Origin of the sequence: Bacillus coahuilensis m4-4 (assembly GCF_000171615.1) — a bacterium.
GTDB lineage: Bacteria > Bacillota > Bacilli > Bacillales > Bacillaceae_K > Bacillus_T > Bacillus_T coahuilensis.
Window position 1 is genome coordinate 1 of sequence record NZ_ABFU01000048.3, and the last position, 24,942, is coordinate 24,942.

Below are 24,942 nucleotides of genomic sequence, written 5' to 3' on the forward strand. Positions count from 1 at the left end.
CCCTAGCTCGTGCGGATTTCCACCATTCTCGTGCGGCTTCCCTAATCCTGTGCGGCTATCACCTTTTCTCGTGCGGGTATGCGCGCTTTTCGTGCGGACACACCCTTATCTCGTGAGGATTTCCACCATTCTCATGCGCCCCACTCTCCACACCTACCGCACAAACCAAAGCCCTACCACAACTCCTAACTATCCACTCCTCCACCCCATTACAACAAAAGAACAACTCATATCAAAAATCCACTCGGACTATCTCATAAAAAGGAATAGGTTGATCTACTAAGCGAAACACCAATTCCTTATGAAGAACTCTCTCCAACCTTTCTTTATGTGAAGAGTTTTTTCCGCTAAAATACTCATGCACCCCGTTTGTCGTATGAATGGTTATTTTTTCTCCGTCATGCTGCTCATATTCCCATAGTTCTCTTTCTAGCTTTAAAGCAATATTCTCTTCGTGGTATACCCTACCGTACCCTAAGCATGTAGGACATTCTTTGGTAAAAGCATCTTGTAACGAGATACTCGTTTTTTTTCGAGTTAATTGTAAAACGTCAAGTTCAGTAAATCCTACAACCACGGTGCGCACTGGATCCTTTTTACATTCTTTCTTTACCAGCTCTAGTATTTCTTGCTTATCACGGCTCGATTTCATGTTAACGAAATCAATTAGGATCATTCCACTTAGGTTTCGTAATTTTATTTGCTCACAGATTAAAACAGCTGCTAACCGATTGGTTTCCATGACTGTCTGCTGAAGGCTCTGATTCTTCGTTGATTTTCCCGTGTTAATATCGATACTTGTTAAAGCTTCACCATAATCAAATACGATAAATCCGCCATTTTCTAACCAAAGCTTTCGTTTCATTAGGGCACCAACGGAATGGTCAAGATTAAATGAGTTGAAAATATTTTGAGCTGATACGTGTAACTTAACAGAGCATGCTTGACTCATATGCTGTTTGATTACGGTAAGCATTTCTTCAGAATCGACCCATACCGTATCCTCCGCTTTCCACTCCTTTTCAAATAAGGATGAAAGGCTATTCAGAAACGCATCCGTTTCTTTAATTAAGGCAGGTGCTGAAGTATGTACAAGCTGTTTTTCTACAAGCTGACTTTCCTGCATAAGCTGGTTCAGCTCTTCCTCTAATGTGGACCAATCACAGTGTCCCGCTACTGTTCTGAATAAAAGACCATCACCAGCTGGCAATTTCGTTTTTGCCCATTCTTTTAGAGCTTGGCGTTTTTCATCAGTAATTTTTTTACTTGCTGCGACATATCCCCCATTTGGCATATAAACCATATGTAGCCCTTTATATTCAATGAGTCCTGTCACCTTAGGGCCTTTTGAGTCCGTTTCATCTTTCATCACTTGAACGAGAATTTTCTCTCCTTGATGAAGATAGTGTGAGATGGGCTTTAGGTGTTTTTTTCGTCTTTACAGGAGGCGAAGCTCGCGACATCCTCTTTTGATAAAAAAGCTCTCTTATCCTCTCCGAAATTCACAAAAGCAGCCTGTAAGCCACTGACTACTTTTTCTACAACAGCATAATAAACAGACCCTACCTTAGATTGGTGGGTCCCTTGCCTAGTATGGAATTCTTGAAGCATCCCGTCTTCACGTAATGCCCATCTTTTATCTCTTCCTTTAGCATTAACTATTAATTCTTTCATTTGTACCACCCAGCTCTGTTCTATTTTATACCGTAACTCTAATAGAACAAACATAGCCGGTCAATAGTGAAGCAGCAAATCTTTTGTTAAAGCATCTGTTCTGTGCTCCGCAAAAAATGCATGCAATACTTCATTTTCATCTAACTCTCCTGTTTCTCGTCCATTCTCAAAGATGATAATAGGGTGTTTGTAGCCTCTATAAAAATGCTCTAGCACCTTCATGATCGGCCATTCCCCTTCGACTTTTAATGGCTTTAGCTTTTGAAAGGTTTCCTTTTTACCGTAATAACGCTCTAGTAAAAATTTCATATAGTGAAACTTTCTTTGCTTCCACTCTAAATAGAGAGAAAGGTATAAGAAGCTTAAAACAATCCATAAATGAATATGAAAAGGAACCGTCAAAAGAACGAAAACATGTAAACCTAGTAAAAATAACAGAGAGGAAATAATGGAATATTGACTACTCGTTAAGTAGGAATATCTTCTTGTCAGCATTAGATGGATAAGCTTCCCTCCGTCTAGCGGGCAAATCGGGAGTAAATTAAATAGCAAAATCATTCCATTATAAAATACAAACGTTTCATAATAATAAATAGGAATCAAATTCACCACATGTAAAAGGTACGCTACTACAATGAGCCAGACATGCTGAAAAGGCCCCGCCATGACAACAATTAGTTCTTCTTTGATCGGTCGATTTCCGTATTCGTCCATCTCCACAACTCCTCCAAATGGAAGAAGCCCTATTCTTTTTACTCTCCATGAAAAAACATGGGCTGCTACCCCATGTCCCATTTCATGAATAAAGATAATGCATAACAACATACTGATTTCGATAAAATGACCTGTAATAATCGCCAGAAAGATCACGAGCCATAATAAAGGATGAACATACACTTTCTTTAGAATGGAAAGGTAGTTAGTCAAATGTCATCACCTGGATTGGATCAATAAAAAGCTTGATCCTGCTTGATAGCAAAATAAAATTCACCTTGTCCTTCTGTATTCGTTGACACGGTTCCAATCGCCGCTCCAGCACTCACGGCTTCGTATGCATTTACCTGTATATCCTCTAAATGCCCATACCATGATTCAGATTTATCACTGTGTTGAATAATGACCGTTTCACCTAGATCATCTTTCTTTCCAGCAAACACGACAAGTCCGCCTTTCATTGCTTCAACCGGCAATTGAGGTGCGGTTTGGACCATAATCCCTTTTCCATTTGATTCAAAATTCTCTATCACTTTTCCTACAGCAGGTAAAGCGACCTCTTCTTTGGTCACCTCTGTACTTTCATTTGGACTTTCTGGAAATAATGCTAAAGGTTGTCCAAATTGTTCTTCATAGAATTCCGAAATCATGGCAAATTGAAACTCATTCTCCATTGTATTTTGGACAAATCCTCTCGCATCATTAAAATACGGGGCATCCATTCGGTACAATACTGCCACCGATAAGACCATAACAGCAGATAGAAGAACTTTAAATAGGAACACTTCTTTCTTAAAAAGTGGATGCAATTCTTTCTCAGAATGTGATCCATAGGATGTATGGGGCGGTCCATAAGTATCATATTGAGATTCATCATGAGTTGTTGAAGAATGTCTCTCCCCCGAACTGTTTTCTCTTTTACGCTTTGCTATTCGTTTTCTTATTTCATCCGCACGATTACCCATTGTCCCATTCCTTTCCACACGGCTTTTGTACAATGTATGACAAGCCTTTCACGTTTATGAAAAAAGAGGAGAGAAATAGGTTCAACGTCAAATGTTGGGGTGAAGTAATTCCTACTTCGCCCTCAACCAATATGAACACCCATTTTTTATACTTATGTGTCAATAATATTTTAGCTCTAAAACGCTTAAAACTTCTAAATCCAAATGCATTTCTCTTCATTACTTTAGTTAGATTATTAATTCCTTCTAAAAACCCATTAGAAAAGTTATAAACAAAGCTATTCAATATCTCTACCTGCCAATTTTGGAGCGTTTGAATAGCTTTCTTAAACTCTGGTAAATTGGCTTGTTCTACTTTTTGATAGAACTCTTGTAATAATTGTGGTTTGAAGAATAGAACCCTGACCGTTTTCTTTTGCCTCATTAAACCACTGGGAAAATGCCTCTTTCAGTTCATAAGCTACTTTTAATTCATTGGATAATCCTAGATATCGGTTTAAGTACCACCGATCTTCTTCTGTTAACTTTTCTGAATTCCGATGGAATACATAGCGCATCTTTTTACACTTTTTCCGATCATAATCATGCCAAGTTGACTGTACTCTTCTTCTAACCCCATCCAATGCCAGTAGATATACCGCACAAAATGAAAGCGATCTGCAACGATAATCGGTTTCCCCAGAGCTTGTCGAACAGCTGCTTTAAAAGAGGGGCTCATATCCATTACTACAACTTCTACATTCGTACCATACTTTCGCAAATAATGTGATATGGTCTTTTTATAACGGTTGGGTAGTATATCAATAGGTTCCCTTGTCACTCCATCAGCGATAATAAGTTGGTATTTTCCTTCTTTTGTGTCCCCTTTATACTCGTCTATCGCAATGACTTTTGGTAACGCATTAGGTTCTTCTTGTACCGTGTCTTCAGCCACCTTGTCAAACCTACGTACAATCGTTGAAGCTGACGTACCATAGATCTCAGCTGTTTCTTTAAATGTTTTCCCTTTTATACTTCTAATTGTAATGGSTTGATTATATKCAGTAGATAACCKTTGATWACGATTAATAAAGGGATWWTTCTCAGGAAACCTTTTTCCACAAAGACAAGTATAACGGCGCTTCCTATAAAAAATGAGAGTATTACGCTCAAACATCTTCAAGTGCTTTATTTTTTGAATTCTATAATCATGAACCTTCATGGTGTGTTTACCACAATTTGGACACGTATGCTTGCTTACTGGCATTTCAACGTATAGGCAAAGGGTACCCTCAATTACTTCAGTTTTATTGATTATCACTTCTTCAAATCCAGGTAAAACTATGTTAGAATTCATATGCACGTGTCCCCACTCTCTACTTGTTTCTCGACAATTCAAGTATATAAGAATGGGTGATATCGTGCTTTTTTTATTTCTTCAAATTGTGTGGAAACCCCAACATATATTATAGAACCAGAAAATATAAAATGCCCGATAAGAAAGCAAGTGAACTTGCTTTCTTATCGGGCATGAAAAGAATTACGCTTTAACCCCAAAAAATTTCTTTAATTTGACCATAACTCCATTCTTATCTTCGTGAAGAGTTTGAAGTGGAACAGATTCTCCGAGGATTCTTCTAGCAATGTTCCGGTAAGCAATAGATGATTTATTGTTAGCATCTAGTGCTACGGGTTCACCCTTATTAGATGAAGTAATGACAAAATCATCGTCTGCTACAATTCCAATAAGGTCAATGGAAAGATGCGTGGTGATTTCATCCACATCAAGCATTTCACCGCTTTTCACCATATGGGTTCTAATTCGGTTAATAATTAAACTTGGAGGATCAATATTTTCTTGTTCTAATAAGCCGATGACACGGTCTGCATCACGAACAGCAGAGATTTCTGGTGTTGTCACTACAATTGCGCGATCTGCACCGGCAACAGCATTTTTGTAGCCTTGTTCTATTCCAGCAGGACAATCAATGACTATGTAATCAAATTCTTGTTTTAGTTCATCTATCAATTTCTTCATTTGCTGTGGATTTACAGATGTTTTATCACTAGTTTGAGCAGCTGGTAATAAAAATAATTTATCATCAAACCTTTTATCTTTGACTAGAGCTTGATGAGTTTTACATCTTCCTTCTACAACGTCCACTAAATCATAGATGATTCTATTTTCTAGCCCCATGACAACGTCTAAGTTCCTAAGACCAATATCTGTATCTACTAAACAAACTTTCTTTCCAAGAATGGCAAGAGATGTTCCTACATTCGCCGATGTAGTTGTTTTTCCAACGCCGCCTTTTCCAGACGTAATGACAATCGCTTCTCCCATCATCAATACCCCCCTACTAAACTAGTAATTTGTGGTCTAAGCTGTTTTAACACTTGTAAGCGGTCTATAACGATTTGATTTTCTTCGTTAACATACGCACACTCCATTTCCTGAGTTAGAGCTTCCTTCATTTGTGCACGGTTAACATGGGTGGCAATTCTCAGCTGATTTGGAACCATTTTGGAAGCAACAATGACAGCCGAATTGCTTCCAGCATAACCTGCATGTGCGATCCCTTTTAATGCTCCCATTATGTAAATGTTTCCTCCCGCAAGTACTGTTCCTCCTGGATTTACGTCACCTATTAACAATAAATCACCAGGAACCTCTAATACTTGTCCTGAACGAATAACTCCAACTTTCGAAGAAATATGGTTTTCTTCTTTTAATTTTATTTGCTTCTTCATTGGTCATTACATTTGAAGTAATTTCGTCTACTACTAAATTTCGTTTATGTCGAACGATAGTTCGAATGTCTTCTTTTTGATTTTCTGTAAGGTATCGATTCCCTGTTTGTATTTTAACACTCAACAAAGGAGTCTCTGTTTCTAACTTCGAGTGAGAGGCTAGTTTCTGATCTAACTCTTGCACTAATTCATCCATGGAACAGGTATCACTCAAGTGTAAAATTAATCCGTCTTTTGTTCCTTTTATCATTACATGTGGTTTCTTTTTCATCGCTTGTCTTTCACCTCAGTCATCAACTAATTCGACAAACCCCTTACAATACCCTTTATTTTTTTCAAAAATACCGTTAAATGTCCAAGATTCTTTTTCTAATCCATAGGAGAAATTGCTTAAATGGATAGGAAAATAGAAGAAGAATGATTGCATTTAACACAATGGTTGGAACGAGCCTTTCGAGTAAGAACTCTTGAAACGTAACAGAAGTATTTTGGATCATTAAATGAAAAGCATATAGAATAAATTCGCCAATCATTAAACCTAGAAGGGATAAAAAAGATGTAAATACGACATTCGTATCAAACCCCCTAGATGCTTTTGAGAACAAATAAAAGCAATCCAGGCAACAAATACAAATACACTCCAAAAATCGTTGTATGATAAACATCATAAAAAAACCCCGAAAAATGACTGCATAAATGAAGCTTGCTTTTTTATCATAATACACATTCACAAAAAACAAGGAGAGTAATAAAAATCTAGGAACAATGGTCATATCTGGAAAATATACGAGTGAAAAGAATTGAACAAAAACACTTTCAAAATAAAACAAGAAGCAGGATAACACCAGGAAGAAGGAAGCGAATCATTATTCTTCCTCCTCTTCTGACTTATCCTCAGTTTTTTGTTCGTGTTCAAAAATATCCGCATTGGTGATAAGCTCGCGGTCCACAACTAAGACATGCTCTAAGTCATAGAAGTTTCCAGCAGGCTCAACAAAAGCTGTTTTAGTTAAGCCAAATTCATCAATGATGACTTCAGTGACCGTTCCGACAAGTAGATTTTTGGGAAATACTCCACCTAACCCTGATGTGACTACTTTGTCGCCTTCTTTTATCTCCTTATCAAAAGGAATTTTCTTGACAAGTAATTTATTTTTCTCTTGATCAAATCCTTCAATAAGACCAAATACAACTTCTTCACTTCTTACTTCTACAGATATTCTGTTAGTAGTGTTTGTTGACGTAATCAATTCAACAGTAGAAGAGAATTGGTTGGTCGTCTTGATCTTCCCCACCAATCCTTTTGATGAAATGACGGCCATATCCTTTTCAACATTTTGAGCTTCGCCTGCACTTATGGATAAAAGTTCATTCCATTGGTCAGGGTTCCTAGAGTAGACCGTTGCATTAATGGGGTTAAAGCTGCGTATATTCTCTGTTATATTCAGTAGTCTTCTTAACTCTTGATTATCACTATCTAAGTCTTTCACTTGAGTTTCAAGTACGGCTAATTCTTCTAACTGTGCTTTTAGCTTTTGATTTTCGTAGTATGTATTTTGAAGATCACTCACATCTTCAAAAAAGCCCGCCACATAAGAAGCGGGCGTTGCAACTAGAGATTGACCGAAACCAACAATATCTTTCACAAACTTCTCTGTCCACGGTAGTTCATCTCGGTCGCGAATGGAAAACCCAATCAATGCCACGAGCACTATTATGCTAATTAGAAGAACGATTAAACGTTTATTCAGGAAAAATTGTGGCATGATATTACACCTCAGTTTTCATAATTAGCGGTCTTCTGATTTATCTTTAATAACGTCCCAGTTATCTAATGCTTTACCCGTTCCAATTGCTACACAATCCAAAGGATCCTCCGCAATCATAACAGGCATATTGGTTTCTTGACTAATAATTTTGTCTAGGTTACGAAGAAGGGCTCCTCCTCCAGTTAAGACAATTCCTCTATCCATTATATCAGCCGCTAACTCTGGCGGTGTTTTTTCAAGCGTATTTTTCACAGCTTCTACAATGGCATAGACTGTATCATGTAATGCATGAGCAATTTCCTCTGCTGAAATCTCCATCGTTTTTGGTAGACCTGTTAATAAGTCACGACCACGAATTTGGAAGTTTTCAATGCCTTCTGGATCGCCCGCTGAACCGATTTCTACTTTGATTGCTTCAGCAGTACGTTCCCCTATCATTAGGTTGTACGTTTTACGTATGTAATTCGTGATGGCATCGTCCATTTCATCACCCGCTACACGAATAGACTGGGCTTCAACAATTCCACCAAGAGAGATAATGGCTACTTCTGTCGTTCCGCCGCCGATATCGACCACCATACTTCCCGTTGGTTCCCAAACAGGCAGGTTTGCACCAATGGCTGCAGCAAATGGCTCTTCAATTGTTTGAGCATCCTTAGCTCCCGCTTGTTTTGTCGCATCCTTAACGGCACGTTTTTCTACCGGCGTAATACCGGTTGGAACACAAACTAAAACATTTGGCTTCCCTGAAAATAATCCTTTATTTTTTAACGCCTGTTTAATGTAGTATTTCATCATAGCAGCCGTTGTATCATAGTCTGCAATAACTCCATCTTTCATAGGTCTTTTAGCAATAACATTTCCCGGCGTACGACCAATCATATTTTTCGCATCGTTTCCTACAGCTAAAATCGTTTTTGATTCGTTTTCAATTGCCACAACGGATGGCTCACGGACGACAATCCCTTTTCCTTTTACATAAACAAGGGTATTAGCCGTTCCTAAATCTATACCTAAATCACGATTACCAATTCCAAACATAAGTTGTATCTCCCTTTCTAAACGGATTATCCGATAGATGTCAAATAGTATTATACAGTTTTAATTCAACTATTGAATAAAAATCATAAGCTCTATTATATCCCAAGCCTATAAAAATTCATAGTATCATATGTAGCCTTTTTCTTTAAGGCTAACATACTTTTTCTCTCCAATAATGAGGTGGTCTAACACTTCTATGCCAATTATCTTACCACATTCTACTAATCTTTTCGTTACTTCTATATCCTCTCTGCTTGGAGTTGGATCGTTGGGTAGAAAAGCTAGGAATATCCTCTTTCCTCCCACAGAACCGTACGTACACCTTTCAGTGTATACGGCTCGCCGGCTGTTACTTCTATTTTAATGATAAATGAACAAGCAAAGATAGTTACAATTTCATTAAATTTGTCACAGTGCAGTAGTCTTTCCTTTTCTCTATCACTTTCCTTACCGTACTCTTACGTTTCCCCGCGATGGTTTTTAAGAAGCTCCCTTTAGCTAGATGCATGACTTTTTTCAAGATACGTTTATTAGACGCAACCTTGTAAAGTTCCACATTTCAGTCCATTCTCTTTGGTAAACTCTCCTGATTTCTTCTTCCGTCTTATACATTAAATAGGGCGATGCTTACTTCGAAAAGGTTGAAGCGTACCATATTTCTTGGAGAATTGGATTAGTTCTAATTTGGGAATCGTAATCTGTATGAGATGGTGGGAGCGACTAATTTCTTCATTAGCTTTCCTCACGGCCGTAATTCTATGTTGTAAAAAATCCACTCTCTTCTTTTTTCGATGACTAGAAAACTGAATAGGTAAAGATAAAAAGGGATTTTCTTGAAAGGCCTTTTCTTTTCCATGAAACCCAATTAGTACATCCACGTCATATCTAACGTAATAAGCATGTATCCCTATTCTCTCGAATTGGATACGCATTTCTTTGTCAAGCTGAAGAAGTGCTAGTCGTTCACAAAGCGACAAAAATTTCTTCACCTCTTTGGATGCAGAGGATTGACGTGTCCATTTTAACAACCTCATGACCAATTGATTGAATTTAGAATCTTGTATAGTTGCCTGCAGAAAGCTGTCGACTTTGTGTTGAAGAACTTTAGGAGTGAGGGAGGAGATGGTACCTGTTAAAAAGTGTGTTACCTCCTTCCAATTTTTGATACCTTGCAAAACATATATGTGGGAGGTTTCATGGGGAATAAAGATTTGGGATAAGGTATACGTTACTACGGAATAGAGATAAGTATCTTCTAATTTTTTAGCGGTGTAAAGCCTGCCTTTCTTGCTTAGGCAATGGAGCCAACTACTTTCAATCTCTTCTTCTTTTCTAGCAGAGAATAGGGTTGACCACAGCTTCCTGTGAAAAATGAGACGATAACAATCTGTTAATGGTTTGTTCATTTTATAGCGATTGTGTAAAACGTCTAGTTGCAGAAATGGATTTCTTGCCATATTCATGACTCCTTTCTATTAGACGTTGACTTTAGCCTATCTCCCTTCCCCGTGCTAAACTCATTACAAGCAAACGATTGAGTACTACGAAGATTCCGTTACCATATGAAGAAGACTTCTTCACTTAGGCAATCCCTAAATTATTTAACATGTAGATACGCAATGGGTAGGTAGCCCGTTCGGTGTTTCACAATTGTGGAGGAAAATAGCCCTTACGATAATATGATTCTGGTGCCATCATATTATGCTATTTTTACCCTGTAGCAGGATAGCGCACCCTACGCCCTTTCACCTAGGCTTCAGGCAGTATAGCTTTTACCATGCATTGCTTGGTCAACTTGTCATGCTATTGTCCCATTTTGAGTTTCCTCTTCAGGTTAGACAACGACCATAGAACGTGTAAGGTATTCTAGATTAAAAAATCACTACATTGTTAAACCGTATAGGCGCACACCAGATGGATGATTATGAATGCAGATAATAGAGGCAGCAGACCGTCTAAATGCTTCTTTATACACCTCTCTAGGGTGAACGATGCTAGCATTTAAACTACCGATAAAGATTGTTTGTTTGTGGATGACCTGATTTTTGGTGTTTAAATAGAGGCAAACAAAGTGTTCTTGCGATAGGAATCTCATTTCATGCATCACATAATTGGCTCCGTCTTCAGGTGAACGAATCACATATCGATCCTCATACGTTAAATCATGAATTCTTTTTCCTAGTTCAACCGCAGCCATTAATTGAACAGCCTTGGCCGGACCTATCCCTTTCATACTGGTCAATTCTTCAAGTGAGGCATCCTTTAATAAGCGCAGCCCATCAAACGTGTGTAAAAGGGAATTGGCTAAATGAATGACCGATTCATCTCTTGAGCCAGAACGTAGAAGAATGGCTAGTAATTCATGGTTCGACACACTTTGAGGACCAGCTGAAAGCATTCGTTCGCGGGGACGATCGTGGAGAGGGACATCTTTAATCATTAATGGCGAATTCATTTTTTTCCTCCTTAAGGTTCACACATATCTACCTTAATAGGATACAACCTTACGATAAACCGAAGCAAGTGGTAATCCAACCACATTGAAATAGTCTCCGACAATACCTTTTACCAATATTGACCCTAACCCTTGGATACCATAAGCTCCTGCTTTATCCCAAGGTTCACCGCTTTCAATATACTGTGTGATGTCCATGTCTGTTAATGGATAAAACGTAACATCTGTTTGTTCATAAAAACGTTCTTCTTTTCCTGGAGAGAGAATGGACACACCCGTTAACACTTGATGAGTTCGACCAGACAGGGAAGATAACATACGCACCGCTTCTGCATGATCCTTCGGCTTCCCTAAGATCTCTCCATCAAGGGTTACGACAGTATCCGCTCCAATAACAATAGCTTCTGGATGCAGCTGAAAAACAGCCTTTGCCTTCTCGTACGATAATTGCAGCACCGTTTCACTTGCAGTCCAGCTCTTGTCGATCTTTTCATCAACATCACTAGTCTTGACGTCAAATAATAGTCCTACTTGTTCTAATAGCATTTTTCTTCTTGGTGAACTTGACGCTAAAATGAGATAGTCTTTCACATATAACAACACCTTATCCGAATTAGTGGGAGATACACTCTTATCCTACCAAAATTTGTGAAAAGACTCAATCTTAGGAGACTTCAATTCATAAAAATGTTACCAAAGCATGCCCTGACAATTTATTTCCCAGAAAATGATTTAGTTTACTAATAAGTACTCTTTTAATACCGTAAGCATTTTTTGTTGGACGTCTGATTCATTTCCTTCTCCGCTCACATACGTTTCAAGAGATTGATAGGCCTCTGAGACAGCTGCTTGCAGTTTTTTTACGTTTTCATTCGCTGTAGCTGCACCTGAAATACTCGCAATCTGATCTTTGAATACTGTCACCTCTGCTTTTCCAGTAGATTGAAACGAAGAGTAGGTTTTTACCATCTCAGGAAATACAGTAGCTACTTTTCCTACTGTTTGAGCATCCCCTTCAGAAAGGGTAATGTCTTTGGCTGGAATGCCAATAGATTTATCAAACACATCTACACCCAATTCTTTGTAGCTTGTTTCAAGCTTATCAGCGCTTTCTTTTGTACTTGCGAGACCAGTCCAAATATAATACTCATTGTTTATGGTCAGCACTTCACTAGGAATATTTTTATCTTTAAAAGATGCTAACTGGGTTGTAGCCGAATCTTGTTGAGAGAAATAACCACCTTGGACGACATGTAGATTAAATCCAGGTAGAGTGGAAGGGGTTAACACTTCTGTTGCTCCCTCATTGGCTTCTTTACTAGTGTTTGTAACATCAACTAATGCGCTAGTCGGTTCATTTTTATCTTGCTTAATCATTTGGAGTATAATTACACCCAGTAACACACCAATTAATACAGCCGTTAACATAGGTCCTACTAATTTCCATATACGAAAACCAGATGGTTGCTTTACTGTCGAACGGTGAAGTCTAGGATTTTTCCGTTTTACTATTTTTTTGAGGAAAATAATATATTTTATGCTCATTCGTCGTCTCTTTTTGTGTTTCCTCAGAAGCAGCGACTTCATCAGATCCAGCCTTCCAATCATGTACAGGAGGTCCTTCTGTAAATGTTTTCGTCTCACCGTTAATCTTCACTTTGATTTCTTTCTCACTTTTCATTTCACCCTTCCTCCCTGTCCATTTTGTCCTATCCTAGCATAGAGAGAAAAAAAAAGAACAAGACTTTTGTCGTCTTGTTCGTGAATGTTTCGTCAAGTTCTACTGTTTATCAACAACATCTTCACTCGAAATCTCTGAGAAGGCAATCGCCTTATCTAGTGAAACATCCTCCTCGTCTGATGCACATAGCACTTTTGTCTCCCCGTAGAAACAGACCCCCGTGATTCGGTCGCCTTCAACGGTTAAAAAGCTAGGGTTACCTGAAGCGATAATAGGATTCTTCGTAAATGGATCTGTAATTGGTTCAATTAGTTCTTCTGTAACCAAGGTTTCGTAAGAGACTTGGTCAATGGTTCCCCCTTGAAGTATCGTATCTTTCACGTAAATTTGAGCGGCATCCTTTAACACATAGGCATTTGAAACAAAAGCCTGTCGTTTTGAACGGTCAATAATTTGAGTGATAGATAAAATGGATATAAGGGCAAGAATGCCTAATATAACAATCACGGCTAACAATTCTACGAGTGTGTATCCTTGGTTTCTTTTCTCCATATTCTCTCACCTTATTCCTCTGATGAATCAGGCTCATCCGCTGATTCTGTATCCGTTTCATCTGTCACGCTATCAGACGATTCAACCTCTTCATCCGTTAGGCTCGGATAGGAAGAGAACGGGTTTCTCTTATTCTTTGGTGTTGGAGCGTCTAACTGTGGTAATTCCGTTACTAATTCTTCTAACGTTGGAAGGTAATATGCCGACACTTCTACTTTAAACTCTACAGGCTCAAATCCGTCCACCGTATGTATTAAATCTTTATAGCCTCCAAATGTAATGGCTTCAATTTCGACAATCCGCTGTAAGTTTTCTAAAACAGATAAAAACTTCTCCATTTCAAAGTACGTAGCAGATTCTACGGTCAACGTAGCGGTGACTTTCTTTAATCCTTCTGGAAGAATTTGGGTCGGGGCGGATTCTAATTCCGTTCCTTCCCCTTCAACTGGTTCAACAGGCTCCTCAGACGAATCTACAGTTTTTTGAGTTTCTTGAGTTTCTTGAGTTTCTTGAGTTTCTTGAGTGTCTTGGTCACCAAATTGCTGAACTTCTGCTACATCCTCTTTAATTTCTTCCTCAATGGTTAAAGGAGTCGTAACATCACCATCTGTAAATTCTATTTTCGTAATGTAAGAATCTGAAACCGTTTCAGCTTTTTCAAAATTTAATAAGAGCTGATCTGTGATAGGCTTAACGGGAACTTTCTGCTGCAGACTAGCTGTACTTGTAAACTGCTCTTGCTGAATTTCCGACACTCTTGACTCTAGCACAGATATAATATTTTCTTCAGCGGCTACTTTTTCTTCTATTTCTTCTAATTCTTCCTGAGCTGGCTTTAATAAGAAAAAATAAGAACTCGAAATCAATAACACACCAATAAGAAAAGAAGAGACAATCATTAGAAGTTCCTTACGATCTAATTGACTATTCATTCCTCCTCCTCCTCTAGTGTTTCAATTTCTTGTTTAACGAGTAGTTTATCCACTGTAATCGTATACTCCGCTACATAACGTGGAAGTAATTCATTCTCTTCAAGGGCTGATTGTTCAACAGTTTCTGTCACAACCTCTTCGTCCACTTCTAGCGTCAATAGCTCCGCTTCTTTATACCATAGATCCCCTTCAATATTGGTTAAGTAGTAAGCAGCATCTCGAGTGGTATCAAATCGCACTTTAAGCGTAATCGTACCATCTTCTTCATAACCAAATTCTTCAAAGAAACCACGTTCTGGCAATAATCCAATCAAGCTTTTTAATACTGGTACGGTCTCAAGAGGATAATTTTCCGCCCATTGCACAGCTTCTTCCAATTGCACCGTATTATTGGAGCTATTGTACGAATTCAACTGTGCTTCAAGCGCAATTCTAAATTCAATTGAATCTTGTAAAATGATTTCCTGGTCTTCAATTACACCATTAATAGACTGAGTGAGAATGAACATACCAGCACTTACGATAAATGAAAGTATTAATAGGATAATAGCAATAAGCATTGGGATTTGTCGTTTTTTCTCTTTCTGAGGCAATAAATTAATTTCTACGAGCAATTTATATCACCTCTTTAAGGCCAAGACCGATAGCCACTACAAATTTTGGATCTAGTAATGCATCATCCTTATTGTAGCTTTCAATAATTGGCATACTTTCAACACGTACATCAAACCGATCATTTAAATGATCAAAGATTTCAGAAAGATGGGGATGATCTCCAATAACGAACACTTTATTGACACTAGCTTCGTCTTTATTCAGCGTATAACGATAAAAATTCATCACTTTTTCCACTTCTTTAAATGTATCCTCTAATGAAAACAGAACAGATTCTTCTTGTTCAGTGACAATGACTCCATTTTCTCCTTGTAGAGAAAGAGGTCGCAAGAATATAGGTCGATGATGATTAAAGATCGTAAGTGTTAACAGCTTTTTATCAAAATGCAAAATCATTTCATGGTTTTGCCCATTCGTCATTTGCATACCATGATAAAAACGATACAAACATAGAGGAGAGATATCTGCGGCAATCGGTTGAAGTTTAACATCTTCTAAAATCTCTTGATAGGAAAGAACCACTTCTTCAGGAGAAGCAAATAGTAAAATTTCTTGCTTTCCTTCTTTTTCTTCCAGTAATAAGTAATCAAATAACGGATCTTCGAACGGTAAATGAATACTGTTACCTATTTCAAGGAACAAATAATTTCTCACTTCATCCTCTGCTATATCCGAAGGAATGAGCATTTTTCTAATAACAATATACATATCAGGTGCTACAAATCGAACCTTCCGCTTCTTCAACCCCCAAAGAGCGATTATTTCTTCTAAAATCATTTCGAGCGTTTCACGATCTTGAATTTTACCATCGCTAATAACACCAGCTGGCAAAAGCTTCTCTTCAAGATTCACAACTTGGAAAGGATTCCCTTGTTTAACTTCAGCAAGGCGGATGGCTTCATCTGTGAACACTAGATTCGCTATTCGATTTGTTTGCTTAAATAATGTAAAATCCAACGAATATTTCCCCTTTAATAAAGGCAGCTAGCGCCCGCTTCATCCTTATAAGAATAAATCCAGATACCATAGTATCAGTTCATTACCATAAAAGAATGCAAGCAGGCTACCAATTGCAATAAAAGGCCCAAAAGGCATCGGTTTTCCCTTATGAACCATTCCTATTATCATCCCTATCGCACCTACCACCGTACCAACAAGAGTGGCTAAGAAAAACGAAAGCAATGTAAGTTTCACGCCAAGAGCCAGACCAATCACAGCATACAGCTTAATGTCTCCCCCCTCCCCATGCCACCTCTACTCACCACACTAATAAAAAGTAAGAGGAGAAAGCCAACAACTGCCCCTAAAAAAGGCGACCACCAGGGTGTTAACGGGAATATCAAACGTTCGATGAAAAGGACACTAGCAAAAAATAAGAGAACACGGTCTGAAATAATCATATACTTTAAATCGGACACCGTGATAATGATAAAAAGGGAGCAGAGCGTTAACCCAATGATCAGGTTTGGACTGAAGCCAAAATGGATATATGTAACAAGAAACAAGAGCCCCGTCAAAAGCTCCATAATAGGATAAAAGAGGGAAATGCCAGCCTGACATTGGCGACATTTCCCCCCTTGAATGACATATGATAGAACTGGAATCAGTTCCTTCGCTGTTAGCTCATGTCCACATGTAGGACAGCTTGAGCGGGGTCTGACAATCGATTGCCCTACGGGTATTCTTAGGCCCACGACGTTAAAGAAAGAGCCGAAGATGGTGCCGTAGAGGAAGAAAATTATTCCAACCATCCTTATGGTAATGTTATATCACTACGAGTAACAGTAGAAGGATTTTCAGCAGTCATATATTCATGTCCATCTGCATTTTCAAGTGTAACAGTATAATCATAAACTCCAGCTACAGCATTTGTTCCTGTTTGATTATCAACAGAAACAATGCTGTTTGTAGTTTCATAACCAACACCAGTCGGGTCTTCAACAGGCTCTAAATATCCTTGGTCAATGAGATTTTGTAATGTCAAGTCTTGACCAACTAAGCTCTCATCGGAAGTAACAGCTAACCTTGCAGCATTTACCATTTGTTGAGCAGTACCAATGTGTGCATCTCTTTCAGAGTTATTAATCAACCCACCAATACTAGGAATCGCAATCGCAGCAATAATCCCTAAAATAACAACAACTGCTAGTAACTCGATAAGCGTTAGTCCACGCTCATTTTTCACTGACTTTTTTACCATGTTTAACATTGGTATATCCCTCCATTTTCCTAATTTACTAGTCTTCTAGTTAGTAATCTAGTCTTATTTTATTATACAACATCTCCATGTCGAAACAACAATACATTTGTAAATTTTAAGAAATTTTTCTAGTAGCTGTCGACATGATTAAACACTTCAAACATTGGCACAAGAATAGAAGAAACAATGGTTCCCACTAAAGCGGCCAATACAACAATCATAAGTGGTTCGATTAGAGATTTCAATCGGTCAGTTCCTGCCTCTACTTCCTTTTCATAGAAATCAGCCACTTTTCCTAGCATGGCATCAAGAGATCCCGTTTCTTCCCCAATTGCGATCATTTGGGTAACGAGCGGTGGAAACGCCCAGTGTTTTCTCATTGGGTCAGTGAATGATGTTCCTCGTTCTAATGAGAGTCTGGACTGGGCTAGTACCCGACTCACCACTTCGTTCTCCACTACTTTTTCACATATAGAAATCGCTTGGAGAATGGGCACAGAGCTTGATACGAGTGAGCTCATCGTGCGTGTCATTCTTGCAAGTACGGCTTTTTGAATGAGCCCACCAAAGATGGGCATTCGCAGACTTGCTACGTCTAAATAATATTTCGTTTTAGGATTTTGCCTTAAAAATACGAAACCAATTGCTAGCAAAATCATGAATGCAACAACAAGATACCAATATTTCTGCATCCATTCACTACTACCAATGACAAATTTCGTGATCGCCGGCAAATCTCCTCCAAAATCGTCAAACATCCCTACAAACGTAGGAACAACCGCTACGAGTAAAAAAATCACAACTCCTATAGCAATCAATCCAACAACTGCAGGATAAGCAAGGGCTGAAACGATTTTTTGTTTTGTTTGATACTGCTTTTCATAATGAACGGCTAGCATATTTAAGGTTTCGTCCAGGCTCCCTGTCGCTTCCCCTGCTCGCATCATGTTAACAAACATCGGTTCAAAAATCTTTTTATGCTGACTTAAAGCGTCTGAGATTGGATTTCCATCTCTGATTTCTTTTTCAACTTCAATGAGCGCTTTTCTAAGAGGTTTACTTTCCGTTTGCTCTGATAGAATCTTGGTTGCATCTACAACAGTTACCCCAGCTTCTAATAGAGTGGCAAATTGACGAAGGAAGATGACCATATGCTGAAGCTTCACAGGATTCCCAATGGTCACATCTTTTGCTAAGATACTCTCTTGTACTTGTTGAATACTAACAATTCGAACACCTTGAGCTTTTAACTTAACCATTGCCTCCCGCTTATTATCAGCTGTAATATAGGCTGTTTTTTTGCCTTTACGGTCTCTTCCCGTATATTTAAAACGGGCCATTATGAATGACTCTCCTCTTTTAAGTAGGGAAGGGCTAATTCTTTGGCAATTAGTCCTGCCTCATACAAGCTTTTTATACTACTCGCCATCGTATGCATTCCAGCTGATTTACTCGTTTGCATGATATTGGCGATTTGGTGAACCTTTTCAGAACGAATTAAGTTCGCGATAGCCGCGTTATTAATCAGAACCTCCGTTGCCGCTTTTCTTCCTTTTTTATCTACGAGAGGGAACAAGCGTTGAGACACAATTCCGACAAGAACAGAGGCAAGCTGAATCCGAATTTGAGATTGCTGCTCTGGTGGAAAGACGTCTACAATTCGTTCAATCGTAGCAGGGGCACTGGATGTGTGAAGTGTGGCTAGCACTAAATGTCCTGTTTCCGCAGCCGTAATCGCTGTATGGATGGTTTCTAAATCTCTCATCTCTCCAACTAAAATTACATCGGGATCCTGACGCAAAGCGGCTCGTAATCCTTTGGCAAAGCTAAGGGTATCAAACCCTACCTCTCGTTGATCAATCACTGACGTACCATGGTTGTGTAAATACTCAATGGGATCTTCAAGTGTAATAATATGTTTCCTCATGCTTGTGTTCATGTACTTAATCATACTAGCTAAGGTCGTTGATTTTCCCGAACCAGTTGGTCCAGTTACTAGGATTAATCCTTGCGGTGAATTAGCTAATTCCTTGATAACTGGAGGCAACTCCAAATCCTCAAAAGATGGAATAGAGGTTGGAACAACACGAATGGCTAGGGAATAACATGAACGCTGCTTAAACGCGTTAATTCGAAATCTGGAGACTCCAGGAATTCCGTAGGAGAAGTCTAGCTCACCGTCATGTTCAAGCTTACTCCACAAATGTTCAGGAATAATGGCTCGTGCCATTCCTTCCGTATCATCTTTAGTTAGATTTACTTTTCCGTATCTCTTTAAATCACCATGCTGACGAAATACAGGAGGTGTTCCGATTGTTAAATGAATATCTGATGCTTTTTAATTCAAATGCTGCACGTAAAAGCAAATCAATTTTATCTTTCATTAATGCACTCACCTACTCTGACATAGCTACTCGTAAGACTTCTTCTGTCGTTGTGTATCCTTGCTTCACTTTCAATAACCCATCATCAATAAGGAAAATGGTTTTATTTTTAATCGCCACATCACGAAGCTTAGTAAACGATTCCCCGTTTAAAATAATGCGTTTCATCTCGTCGTTCATAACAAGAACTTCATGGATAGCCATTCGTCCTTTATATCCTGTCATATTACAAGACGAGCACCCTTCGCCTCTCATCACTCGTTCAATTTTCATTCCGCGCTTCGCGAAAATTTCTTTTTCCCTAAAGCTCGGCTCATGCTCTCTGCCACAATCACGACATACTCTTCTTATAAGTCGCTGAGCAACGACACCCGATAACGCAGAAGCTACTAAAAATGGTTCTACTCCCATATCAAGTAATCTCGTCACTGTACCAATCGAATCATTTGTATGAATAGTGCTTAATACAAGGTGACCTGTTAAGGAAGCACGGATCGCTACTTCAACAGTTTCTCGATCACGAATCTCCCCGACCATAACGACATTTGGATCCTGACGTAATATGGCACGTAGCCCTTTTGCAAAGGTTAGGCCTACATTAGAGTTCACTTGGATTTGGTTAATGCCTTCTAATTGATACTCTACCGGATCTTCAACTGTAATAATATTAACTTCCTCTGAATTTAAACGGTTTAATGCGGCATAAAGAGTAGAAGATTTACCTGATCCAGTTGGGCCCGATATTAACACAATGCCCGTTGGCTGCTCAATCATATGAAGGAATCGTTTTAAATTCACTTTGTTAAACCCAAGTTGAGTTAAATCATTAAGAGAGGCACTTAGATCTAATATCCTCATAACAATTTTTTCACCATACACAGTTGGAAGTGTTGATACACGTAAATCAATTGGATGTAGGTCTACATTGGCTTTAATCCGTCCATCTTGAGGAACTCTGAATTCGGTAATATCAAGATTGGCCATGATTTTAATACGGGCTGTGAGCATGCTTTGCATATGCTTTGGTAAGGTCCGTTCCGTTCTAAGGACACCATCCACACGATAACGAATCACAAGCTTTGTTTCCTGTGGGTCCATATGAATGTCACTTGCTTTTTGCGTGAAGGCATTGGATAGAATTTGATTGACTAACCGAACGATAGGAGAGTCATCATCAATGATGGTTTCTTCCTCTACCTTGTCAATTCCCAATTGATCTCGTGTAAATTCTTCAAATCCCTCGTCTACGTCATAATATTTTGCAATAGCTCGTAAAATATCATCCTTCGTCGCAATGGCCGTTTCAATTTGAAAGCCTGTTGCTAATCGAAGATCCTCAATAGAATAAAAGTCCATAGGATCTGACATCGCAACGGATAGTCGATCTCCTTCCTTTTTTAAAGGAATCATCAAGTTACGTTTGGCCGATTCTTTTGGAATCAAATGAAACAGGGTGGTGTCGAATGGATATCGATACAAACTCACATGAGGAATACCAAGCTGAAACTCTAACACTTCAATCAGCTGTTGCTCCGTAATGTATCCTCTCTGCAACAGTGCATCCCCTAATTTTTGACCTTTAGGCTTATCCTTTAGGGTATCCTGCAGCTGATCTTCTGTAATTAAGCCCGATTCAACCAATAAATCGCCAAGACGTTTTCTTTCTTTAATCACCTTGTCACCCCATTTCTATTTTGTAATGGATGGATCGTATGGATCACCGCTGTCATTATCCTCTTTTTTTATCTTTATCTTTTTCTTCATCTTTATCTTTTTCGCTGTCTTCACCACTTGACTCTCCGTCACCTTCAGTGTCAGGATTCGTAGTGCCATTAGAGGAATCTCCTGAATCTGTGGCACCATCGCTTTGTCCCTTTGAATCGCCTGACGTGACGGTTGTATTTTCTCTTTTACTTTGGTGAATCTCTATACGGTGAACAGGTGGATAAAAGTCCTCTGATATGAATTCATCTTCAATCAAGGTCCCTTTGCTATCAAAGGATTGACGATAAACCGTCACCATTACTCCTTCTTTTCCTTCTTCCTTTACTTCCACCGAAGTTACTTGAGGACTGTATTGAATGATGGTTTTAGGATCAAAGGTTTCTTCCTCTTTGAGTAAAGGTTTAAATTCTTGCGGAAATGCTGGTCCTATTAACTCCGCTACTAATCGATTTCCTTTTAACTTAAGGGATAGCTCATACATAGTTGCATTTGGATTAGCCACGACAAAATCAATCTGATTGCTTGGACTTACTTTTGCTTCGTATCCTAAGCGAATCCCTTCAGATAGACTCTGACTTTGACTTCTTTCAACAATTAAGAAATTGGTGGACAAAAATAGCTCATACAGTAAAGAACCAACTAAAGTTAAAGAGTTTTCATTTTTCACCGTGATGCCACGATCCGTAATTGTATCGTTCAAGGAGAACATAGTATTTTCTTTAAGTTGTATACTGGATAGATTGTTCGTGATGCTCGTTAAAGAAGGTTCAATCGTAATGGGCTCTGATATAACCTCAACAAGAACTTCACGTGTATCACTGGTAGATACATATTCCTCTAATGGAATCATGGTGGTGCTTGGTAGGAAAGATAGTTCTCTCTGTAGTGAATTTAAAAGTTCCTCTACCAAAAGTTGGTTTTCTGACAATAAGAATTGCTTTTCAATGAATGCTAAAAGACCCTCACGATCAATCGTAACGAAAAGAGAATTTGTAGCTGAATCACTTGCTACTCCAACGGAACCCTCTACATCAAATGTAAAAAACTCAAGTGGTATTTCAACAGTGTTGTCTACATAGCTAAACAGTACTTCCCCTGTTTTACCCCATTGTTCTATTGCTTCTTCTACCAATTCCATAGAAGAGTTAGTAGATTCACCCCCAACACTAACGGATCCGATTGATGTGTTTGGAGTGAAATTTTGCGAGTTTACTAGACGATTGAATGCAAAGGAGCCCAGTTGTGAAAATCCGAATAAATAGGTTGTCATAAGCATTAAGCTTATGAGGATTTTGGTAAATGATGTACCAGTCACTGGCATCTCCCCCTTTTATCGATCCTTATTCTACATTCATAGATAGCTCTACAAATACAGATGGTCCTGCAAGTCGAGCAACTTCAACATGAACTTCTTCTAAGACTATATCCTTATGAATAATGACTGAACCAGTCGGGTCATATATATCTTTTGTTACTTTCTTCCCGATTAGTAGTGAATCTTGCTCTTTTCTAATATTTTCTAATTGTGACGGCGCAGATTCTTCTTTTACTTCCTCTACCATCACATCTTCCCTAGCTTCAGTTGCTGACTTTTTATAATGATTCATCGCGTCTTCTTGTACTACAATAATATCTTTACCAAATGTTAAGACATGCTTAGCTTCTAAATAAGCATCTCCTTGATTTGAACGTAAATCCATTCCTAAAATCAAACCATTTTCTTCATCTACATAGTATTCTGTGATTTCACCAATCAATTGACCTTTTCTAGTCATCACTCTTGTTTCGTTAATACGAATTTTCTTGTTAACCAGTTGATTAGCAATTGGAATTTCATTTAAATCAATAACGGCACTTTCCGTTTCTACAGTAACAGCAAACTCACCAATTCCTACCACTTTCTTAAATGGTATAGCTTTCACGCTTACTTCGTGTTCAATTGTTAAGAAATCAATCGAACCTTTTTCTGGATTTACGACTAGTGATTTTACTTTTCCTATCTCAGACCCGTCACCGATGCTAATAATTGGTAGTCCTTTAATTTCTGCGCTTTTTTTCATGTTTACCACACCTATTCTGTTCAAATTATTTTGCTAATTTAAATAATTGTATTTCTTGTTGTACTACTGGATAAGATTCAAATCGTTTCTCTAGCTCTACAATGAGCTCAGCTAAACTTTCTTGATCCTCGTTTTCAATATAAGATTCTACCAGCATTTTTGCAAAAACGTAATAATCCTTGTCGTGGAGATTTGGATGTAAATATTGTTTAATAAGATGTTGATACTCAGGTGCTTCAAGTTGCTGCTTTTCCTCTAAAAGTTGTTTTACGAATGTTTGGACAATCAAATGAGAGATTGATTTCTTTTCAGTCGTCTCAATTTCTACTACATGATCTTGCTGTTCTAACTCTTCTTGTTCTACTTCATCACTCTCATCAAAGCTCTCTGCCGTTTCTTGTGTTTCTTCTAGCAGTACTTCATCTTGCTCTAAGGTCGTTTCTTCCTCAATAGATTCAGGTGATTGTAATTCGAACTCCTCTATTGCTGAAATGGAATGAGACTCTTTGCTTTCATTTTCGTTTTGAGCTGGTTCGCTTTCTGTATCTTGATTTAAGTTAGGAGTTTCTTCACTGTCTACTGAAGACTCGTCTATTTCAAAGAGATCTTGATCTGTTAAGCTATCTTCTTCATGAAGAACTGGAGTAGAATCTTCTTTGTTTGAATCATAGCTCAATTCTTTGTCTTCTTCTTCGGTATCGAGTTCTTCTTGGAATAAATCCTCGAGATAATCTACAGGTGAATCTTCCTGTAATTCATCTATTTTCGTTGATTCTGTTTCTTCCGAATGGGATAAGCGGTCTGTTTGATCAAAAATCTCTTCAAGTTCAAGCTCTTCTTCATCCTGTGGAGGGGTATTTTCATCAACTAGAAGTGGAAGAACACTATCAAGTTCTTCTTCATCCACTTTCCCAGGTAATGAGTCTTCATCGTTAGGTAACGGCTCCTCTTCCAACGGTTCTTCTAAAATAGCGGCAAAGATTTCTTCTAATTCTTCATCTTCCAAATATTCATCACTATTTTTATTATCGGTAGAAACATCTGTTTTTGATGACTCTACGAATGGTAATTCTTTACTCTCCTTTACGTCGGACTTGGGGTGTTGAAGAGATGGCTCTTCATCTTGTAAATGAGAGATTGCTGAGACGTTGTTTGTTTTTTCAGGAGTAACTCGTGGAATGACTTGCTCCTCAAACTCATCCATATTTGACTCTTCTCCTTCATCGGCGCTAGTCAAACCTGAAAATGCAGGACTAAATCGTTTCTCAAGTATGTACGTCGAAAATAGTACTAGAATGAACAAAACGATAAGGACGGCCCCAACAGGATAGGAAATAGAAGCTATCATTCCAAGTAATGAAATAAATAAGGCCACACTTGCTAAAATTATTTTTCCTTTTAAGCTGAAATCCAATAGGTAAAAAGTATAGTATTGGTAGTAATAG

General features: G+C 38.4%; 23 protein-coding genes and 6 pseudogenes. All 29 read right to left on the reverse strand.

Annotation, left to right across the window (positions count from 1 at the left end; genetic code table 11):
* Positions 1 to 232: 232 nt before the first annotated feature.
* The 29 genes and pseudogenes from M44_RS12085 to M44_RS12225 all read right to left on the reverse strand — a co-directional run bounded on the left by M44_RS12085 (position 233) and on the right by M44_RS12225 (position 24,872).
* Positions 233 to 1,336: a ribonuclease E/G gene (locus tag M44_RS12085; RefSeq protein ID WP_237705279.1), complete on the reverse strand. Its 1,104-nt coding sequence runs from the start codon at positions 1,334 to 1,336 to the stop codon at positions 233 to 235.
* 83 nt (positions 1,337 to 1,419) lie between these two features.
* The gene (locus tag M44_RS12090) at positions 1,420 to 1,674 is read right to left on the reverse strand and encodes a hypothetical protein (RefSeq protein ID WP_010173957.1); all 255 of its coding nucleotides are present in this window, start codon (positions 1,672 to 1,674) and stop codon (positions 1,420 to 1,422) included.
* Positions 1,675 to 1,734: 60 nt separating this feature from the next.
* Positions 1,735 to 2,601: a M50 family metallopeptidase gene (locus tag M44_RS12095; protein ID WP_010173959.1), complete on the reverse strand. Its 867-nt coding sequence runs from the start codon at positions 2,599 to 2,601 to the stop codon at positions 1,735 to 1,737.
* Positions 2,594 to 3,353 (reverse strand): annotated as a pseudogene (locus M44_RS22810) (peptidoglycan DD-metalloendopeptidase family protein). The gene M44_RS12095 and the pseudogene M44_RS22810 overlap by 8 nt, the downstream one beginning before the upstream one ends.
* A 122-nt stretch (positions 3,354 to 3,475) precedes the next feature.
* Positions 3,476 to 4,695: pseudogene (locus M44_RS22815) on the reverse strand (ISL3 family transposase).
* A 177-nt stretch (positions 4,696 to 4,872) separates the two neighbouring features.
* Positions 4,873 to 5,676 carry a septum site-determining protein MinD gene (gene minD, locus M44_RS12110; protein WP_010173962.1) on the reverse strand — a complete coding sequence of 268 codons (804 nt, stop codon included), beginning with the start codon at positions 5,674 to 5,676 and terminating at the stop codon, positions 4,873 to 4,875.
* Positions 5,677 to 5,678: 2 nt separating this feature from the next.
* Positions 5,679 to 6,354 (reverse strand): annotated as a pseudogene (minC, locus tag M44_RS22820) (septum site-determining protein MinC).
* 76 nt (positions 6,355 to 6,430) lie between these two features.
* The gene (locus M44_RS27040; protein ID WP_155814961.1) at positions 6,431 to 6,751 is read right to left on the reverse strand and encodes a hypothetical protein; all 321 of its coding nucleotides are present in this window, start codon (positions 6,749 to 6,751) and stop codon (positions 6,431 to 6,433) included.
* Between the two features lie 198 nt (positions 6,752 to 6,949).
* Positions 6,950 to 7,849 carry a rod shape-determining protein MreC gene (mreC, locus tag M44_RS12125; RefSeq protein WP_010173969.1) on the reverse strand — a complete coding sequence of 300 codons (900 nt, stop codon included), beginning with the start codon at positions 7,847 to 7,849 and terminating at the stop codon, positions 6,950 to 6,952.
* 24 nt (positions 7,850 to 7,873) lie between these two features.
* Positions 7,874 to 8,893, reverse strand: coding sequence for a rod shape-determining protein (locus M44_RS12130; protein WP_010173971.1), 1,020 nt, complete (start codon positions 8,891 to 8,893; stop codon positions 7,874 to 7,876).
* A 126-nt stretch (positions 8,894 to 9,019) separates the two neighbouring features.
* Positions 9,020 to 9,160, reverse strand: a pseudogene (locus M44_RS12135) (JAB domain-containing protein); the annotation flags it as partial.
* Positions 9,161 to 9,281: 121 nt separating this feature from the next.
* A complete protein-coding gene (locus tag M44_RS29980) occupies positions 9,282 to 9,449 on the reverse strand; it encodes a group II intron reverse transcriptase/maturase (protein ID WP_155814962.1) in 168 nt (55 codons plus the stop codon).
* A gap of 55 nt (positions 9,450 to 9,504) precedes the next feature.
* Entirely contained in the window at positions 9,505 to 10,350 is an 846-nt protein-coding gene (locus M44_RS12145; RefSeq protein WP_010173974.1) for a hypothetical protein, read from the reverse strand.
* Between the two features lie 425 nt (positions 10,351 to 10,775).
* Positions 10,776 to 11,348, reverse strand: a complete 573-nt coding sequence (radC, locus tag M44_RS12150; protein WP_010173976.1) for a RadC family protein — start codon at positions 11,346 to 11,348, stop codon at positions 10,776 to 10,778.
* A 33-nt stretch (positions 11,349 to 11,381) separates the two neighbouring features.
* On the reverse strand, positions 11,382 to 11,939 hold the full coding sequence (locus tag M44_RS12155; RefSeq protein ID WP_010173978.1) for a Maf family protein: 558 nt from the start codon (positions 11,937 to 11,939) through the stop codon (positions 11,382 to 11,384).
* A gap of 141 nt (positions 11,940 to 12,080) precedes the next feature.
* Entirely contained in the window at positions 12,081 to 12,776 is a 696-nt protein-coding gene (locus tag M44_RS12160; protein WP_010173980.1) for a hypothetical protein, read from the reverse strand.
* Between the two features lie 61 nt (positions 12,777 to 12,837).
* Positions 12,838 to 13,029: a hypothetical protein gene (locus tag M44_RS12165; RefSeq protein ID WP_010173982.1), complete on the reverse strand. Its 192-nt coding sequence runs from the start codon at positions 13,027 to 13,029 to the stop codon at positions 12,838 to 12,840.
* Positions 13,030 to 13,128: 99 nt separating this feature from the next.
* On the reverse strand, positions 13,129 to 13,581 hold the full coding sequence (locus M44_RS22825) for a type II secretion system protein (RefSeq protein ID WP_010173984.1): 453 nt from the start codon (positions 13,579 to 13,581) through the stop codon (positions 13,129 to 13,131).
* 11 nt (positions 13,582 to 13,592) lie between these two features.
* On the reverse strand, positions 13,593 to 14,513 hold the full coding sequence (locus M44_RS12175; protein ID WP_010173986.1) for a hypothetical protein: 921 nt from the start codon (positions 14,511 to 14,513) through the stop codon (positions 13,593 to 13,595).
* Positions 14,510 to 15,127, reverse strand: a complete 618-nt coding sequence (locus M44_RS12180) for a hypothetical protein (RefSeq protein WP_010173987.1) — start codon at positions 15,125 to 15,127, stop codon at positions 14,510 to 14,512. Before M44_RS12180 ends, M44_RS12175 begins: the two co-directional genes overlap by 4 nt.
* A 1-nt stretch (position 15,128) precedes the next feature.
* Positions 15,129 to 16,085 carry a type IV pilus biogenesis protein PilM gene (gene pilM / locus M44_RS12185; RefSeq protein WP_010173989.1) on the reverse strand — a complete coding sequence of 319 codons (957 nt, stop codon included), beginning with the start codon at positions 16,083 to 16,085 and terminating at the stop codon, positions 15,129 to 15,131.
* A gap of 45 nt (positions 16,086 to 16,130) precedes the next feature.
* A pseudogene (locus tag M44_RS22830) lies at positions 16,131 to 16,879 on the reverse strand (prepilin peptidase).
* Positions 16,880 to 16,881: 2 nt separating this feature from the next.
* Positions 16,882 to 17,337 (reverse strand): pilus assembly FimT family protein, encoded by a 456-nt coding sequence (locus M44_RS12195; protein WP_010173993.1) that lies wholly within the window; start codon positions 17,335 to 17,337, stop codon positions 16,882 to 16,884.
* A 119-nt stretch (positions 17,338 to 17,456) separates the two neighbouring features.
* The gene (locus tag M44_RS12200) at positions 17,457 to 18,668 is read right to left on the reverse strand and encodes a type II secretion system F family protein (protein ID WP_010173994.1); all 1,212 of its coding nucleotides are present in this window, start codon (positions 18,666 to 18,668) and stop codon (positions 17,457 to 17,459) included.
* Positions 18,668 to 19,712 (reverse strand): annotated as a pseudogene (locus M44_RS22835) (type IV pilus twitching motility protein PilT). The gene M44_RS12200 and the pseudogene M44_RS22835 overlap by 1 nt, the downstream one beginning before the upstream one ends.
* Positions 19,713 to 19,724: 12 nt before the next feature.
* Positions 19,725 to 21,386, reverse strand: coding sequence for a GspE/PulE family protein (locus M44_RS12210; RefSeq protein ID WP_010173999.1), 1,662 nt, complete (start codon positions 21,384 to 21,386; stop codon positions 19,725 to 19,727).
* 55 nt (positions 21,387 to 21,441) lie between these two features.
* Positions 21,442 to 22,752 (reverse strand): VanW family protein, encoded by a 1,311-nt coding sequence (locus tag M44_RS12215; protein WP_010174000.1) that lies wholly within the window; start codon positions 22,750 to 22,752, stop codon positions 21,442 to 21,444.
* Positions 22,753 to 22,777: 25 nt separating this feature from the next.
* Positions 22,778 to 23,497 (reverse strand): PRC-barrel domain-containing protein, encoded by a 720-nt coding sequence (locus M44_RS12220; RefSeq protein ID WP_010174002.1) that lies wholly within the window; start codon positions 23,495 to 23,497, stop codon positions 22,778 to 22,780.
* A 25-nt stretch (positions 23,498 to 23,522) separates the two neighbouring features.
* Positions 23,523 to 24,872, reverse strand: coding sequence for a hypothetical protein (locus M44_RS12225; protein ID WP_010174004.1), 1,350 nt, complete (start codon positions 24,870 to 24,872; stop codon positions 23,523 to 23,525).
* Positions 24,873 to 24,942 lie beyond the last annotated feature (70 nt).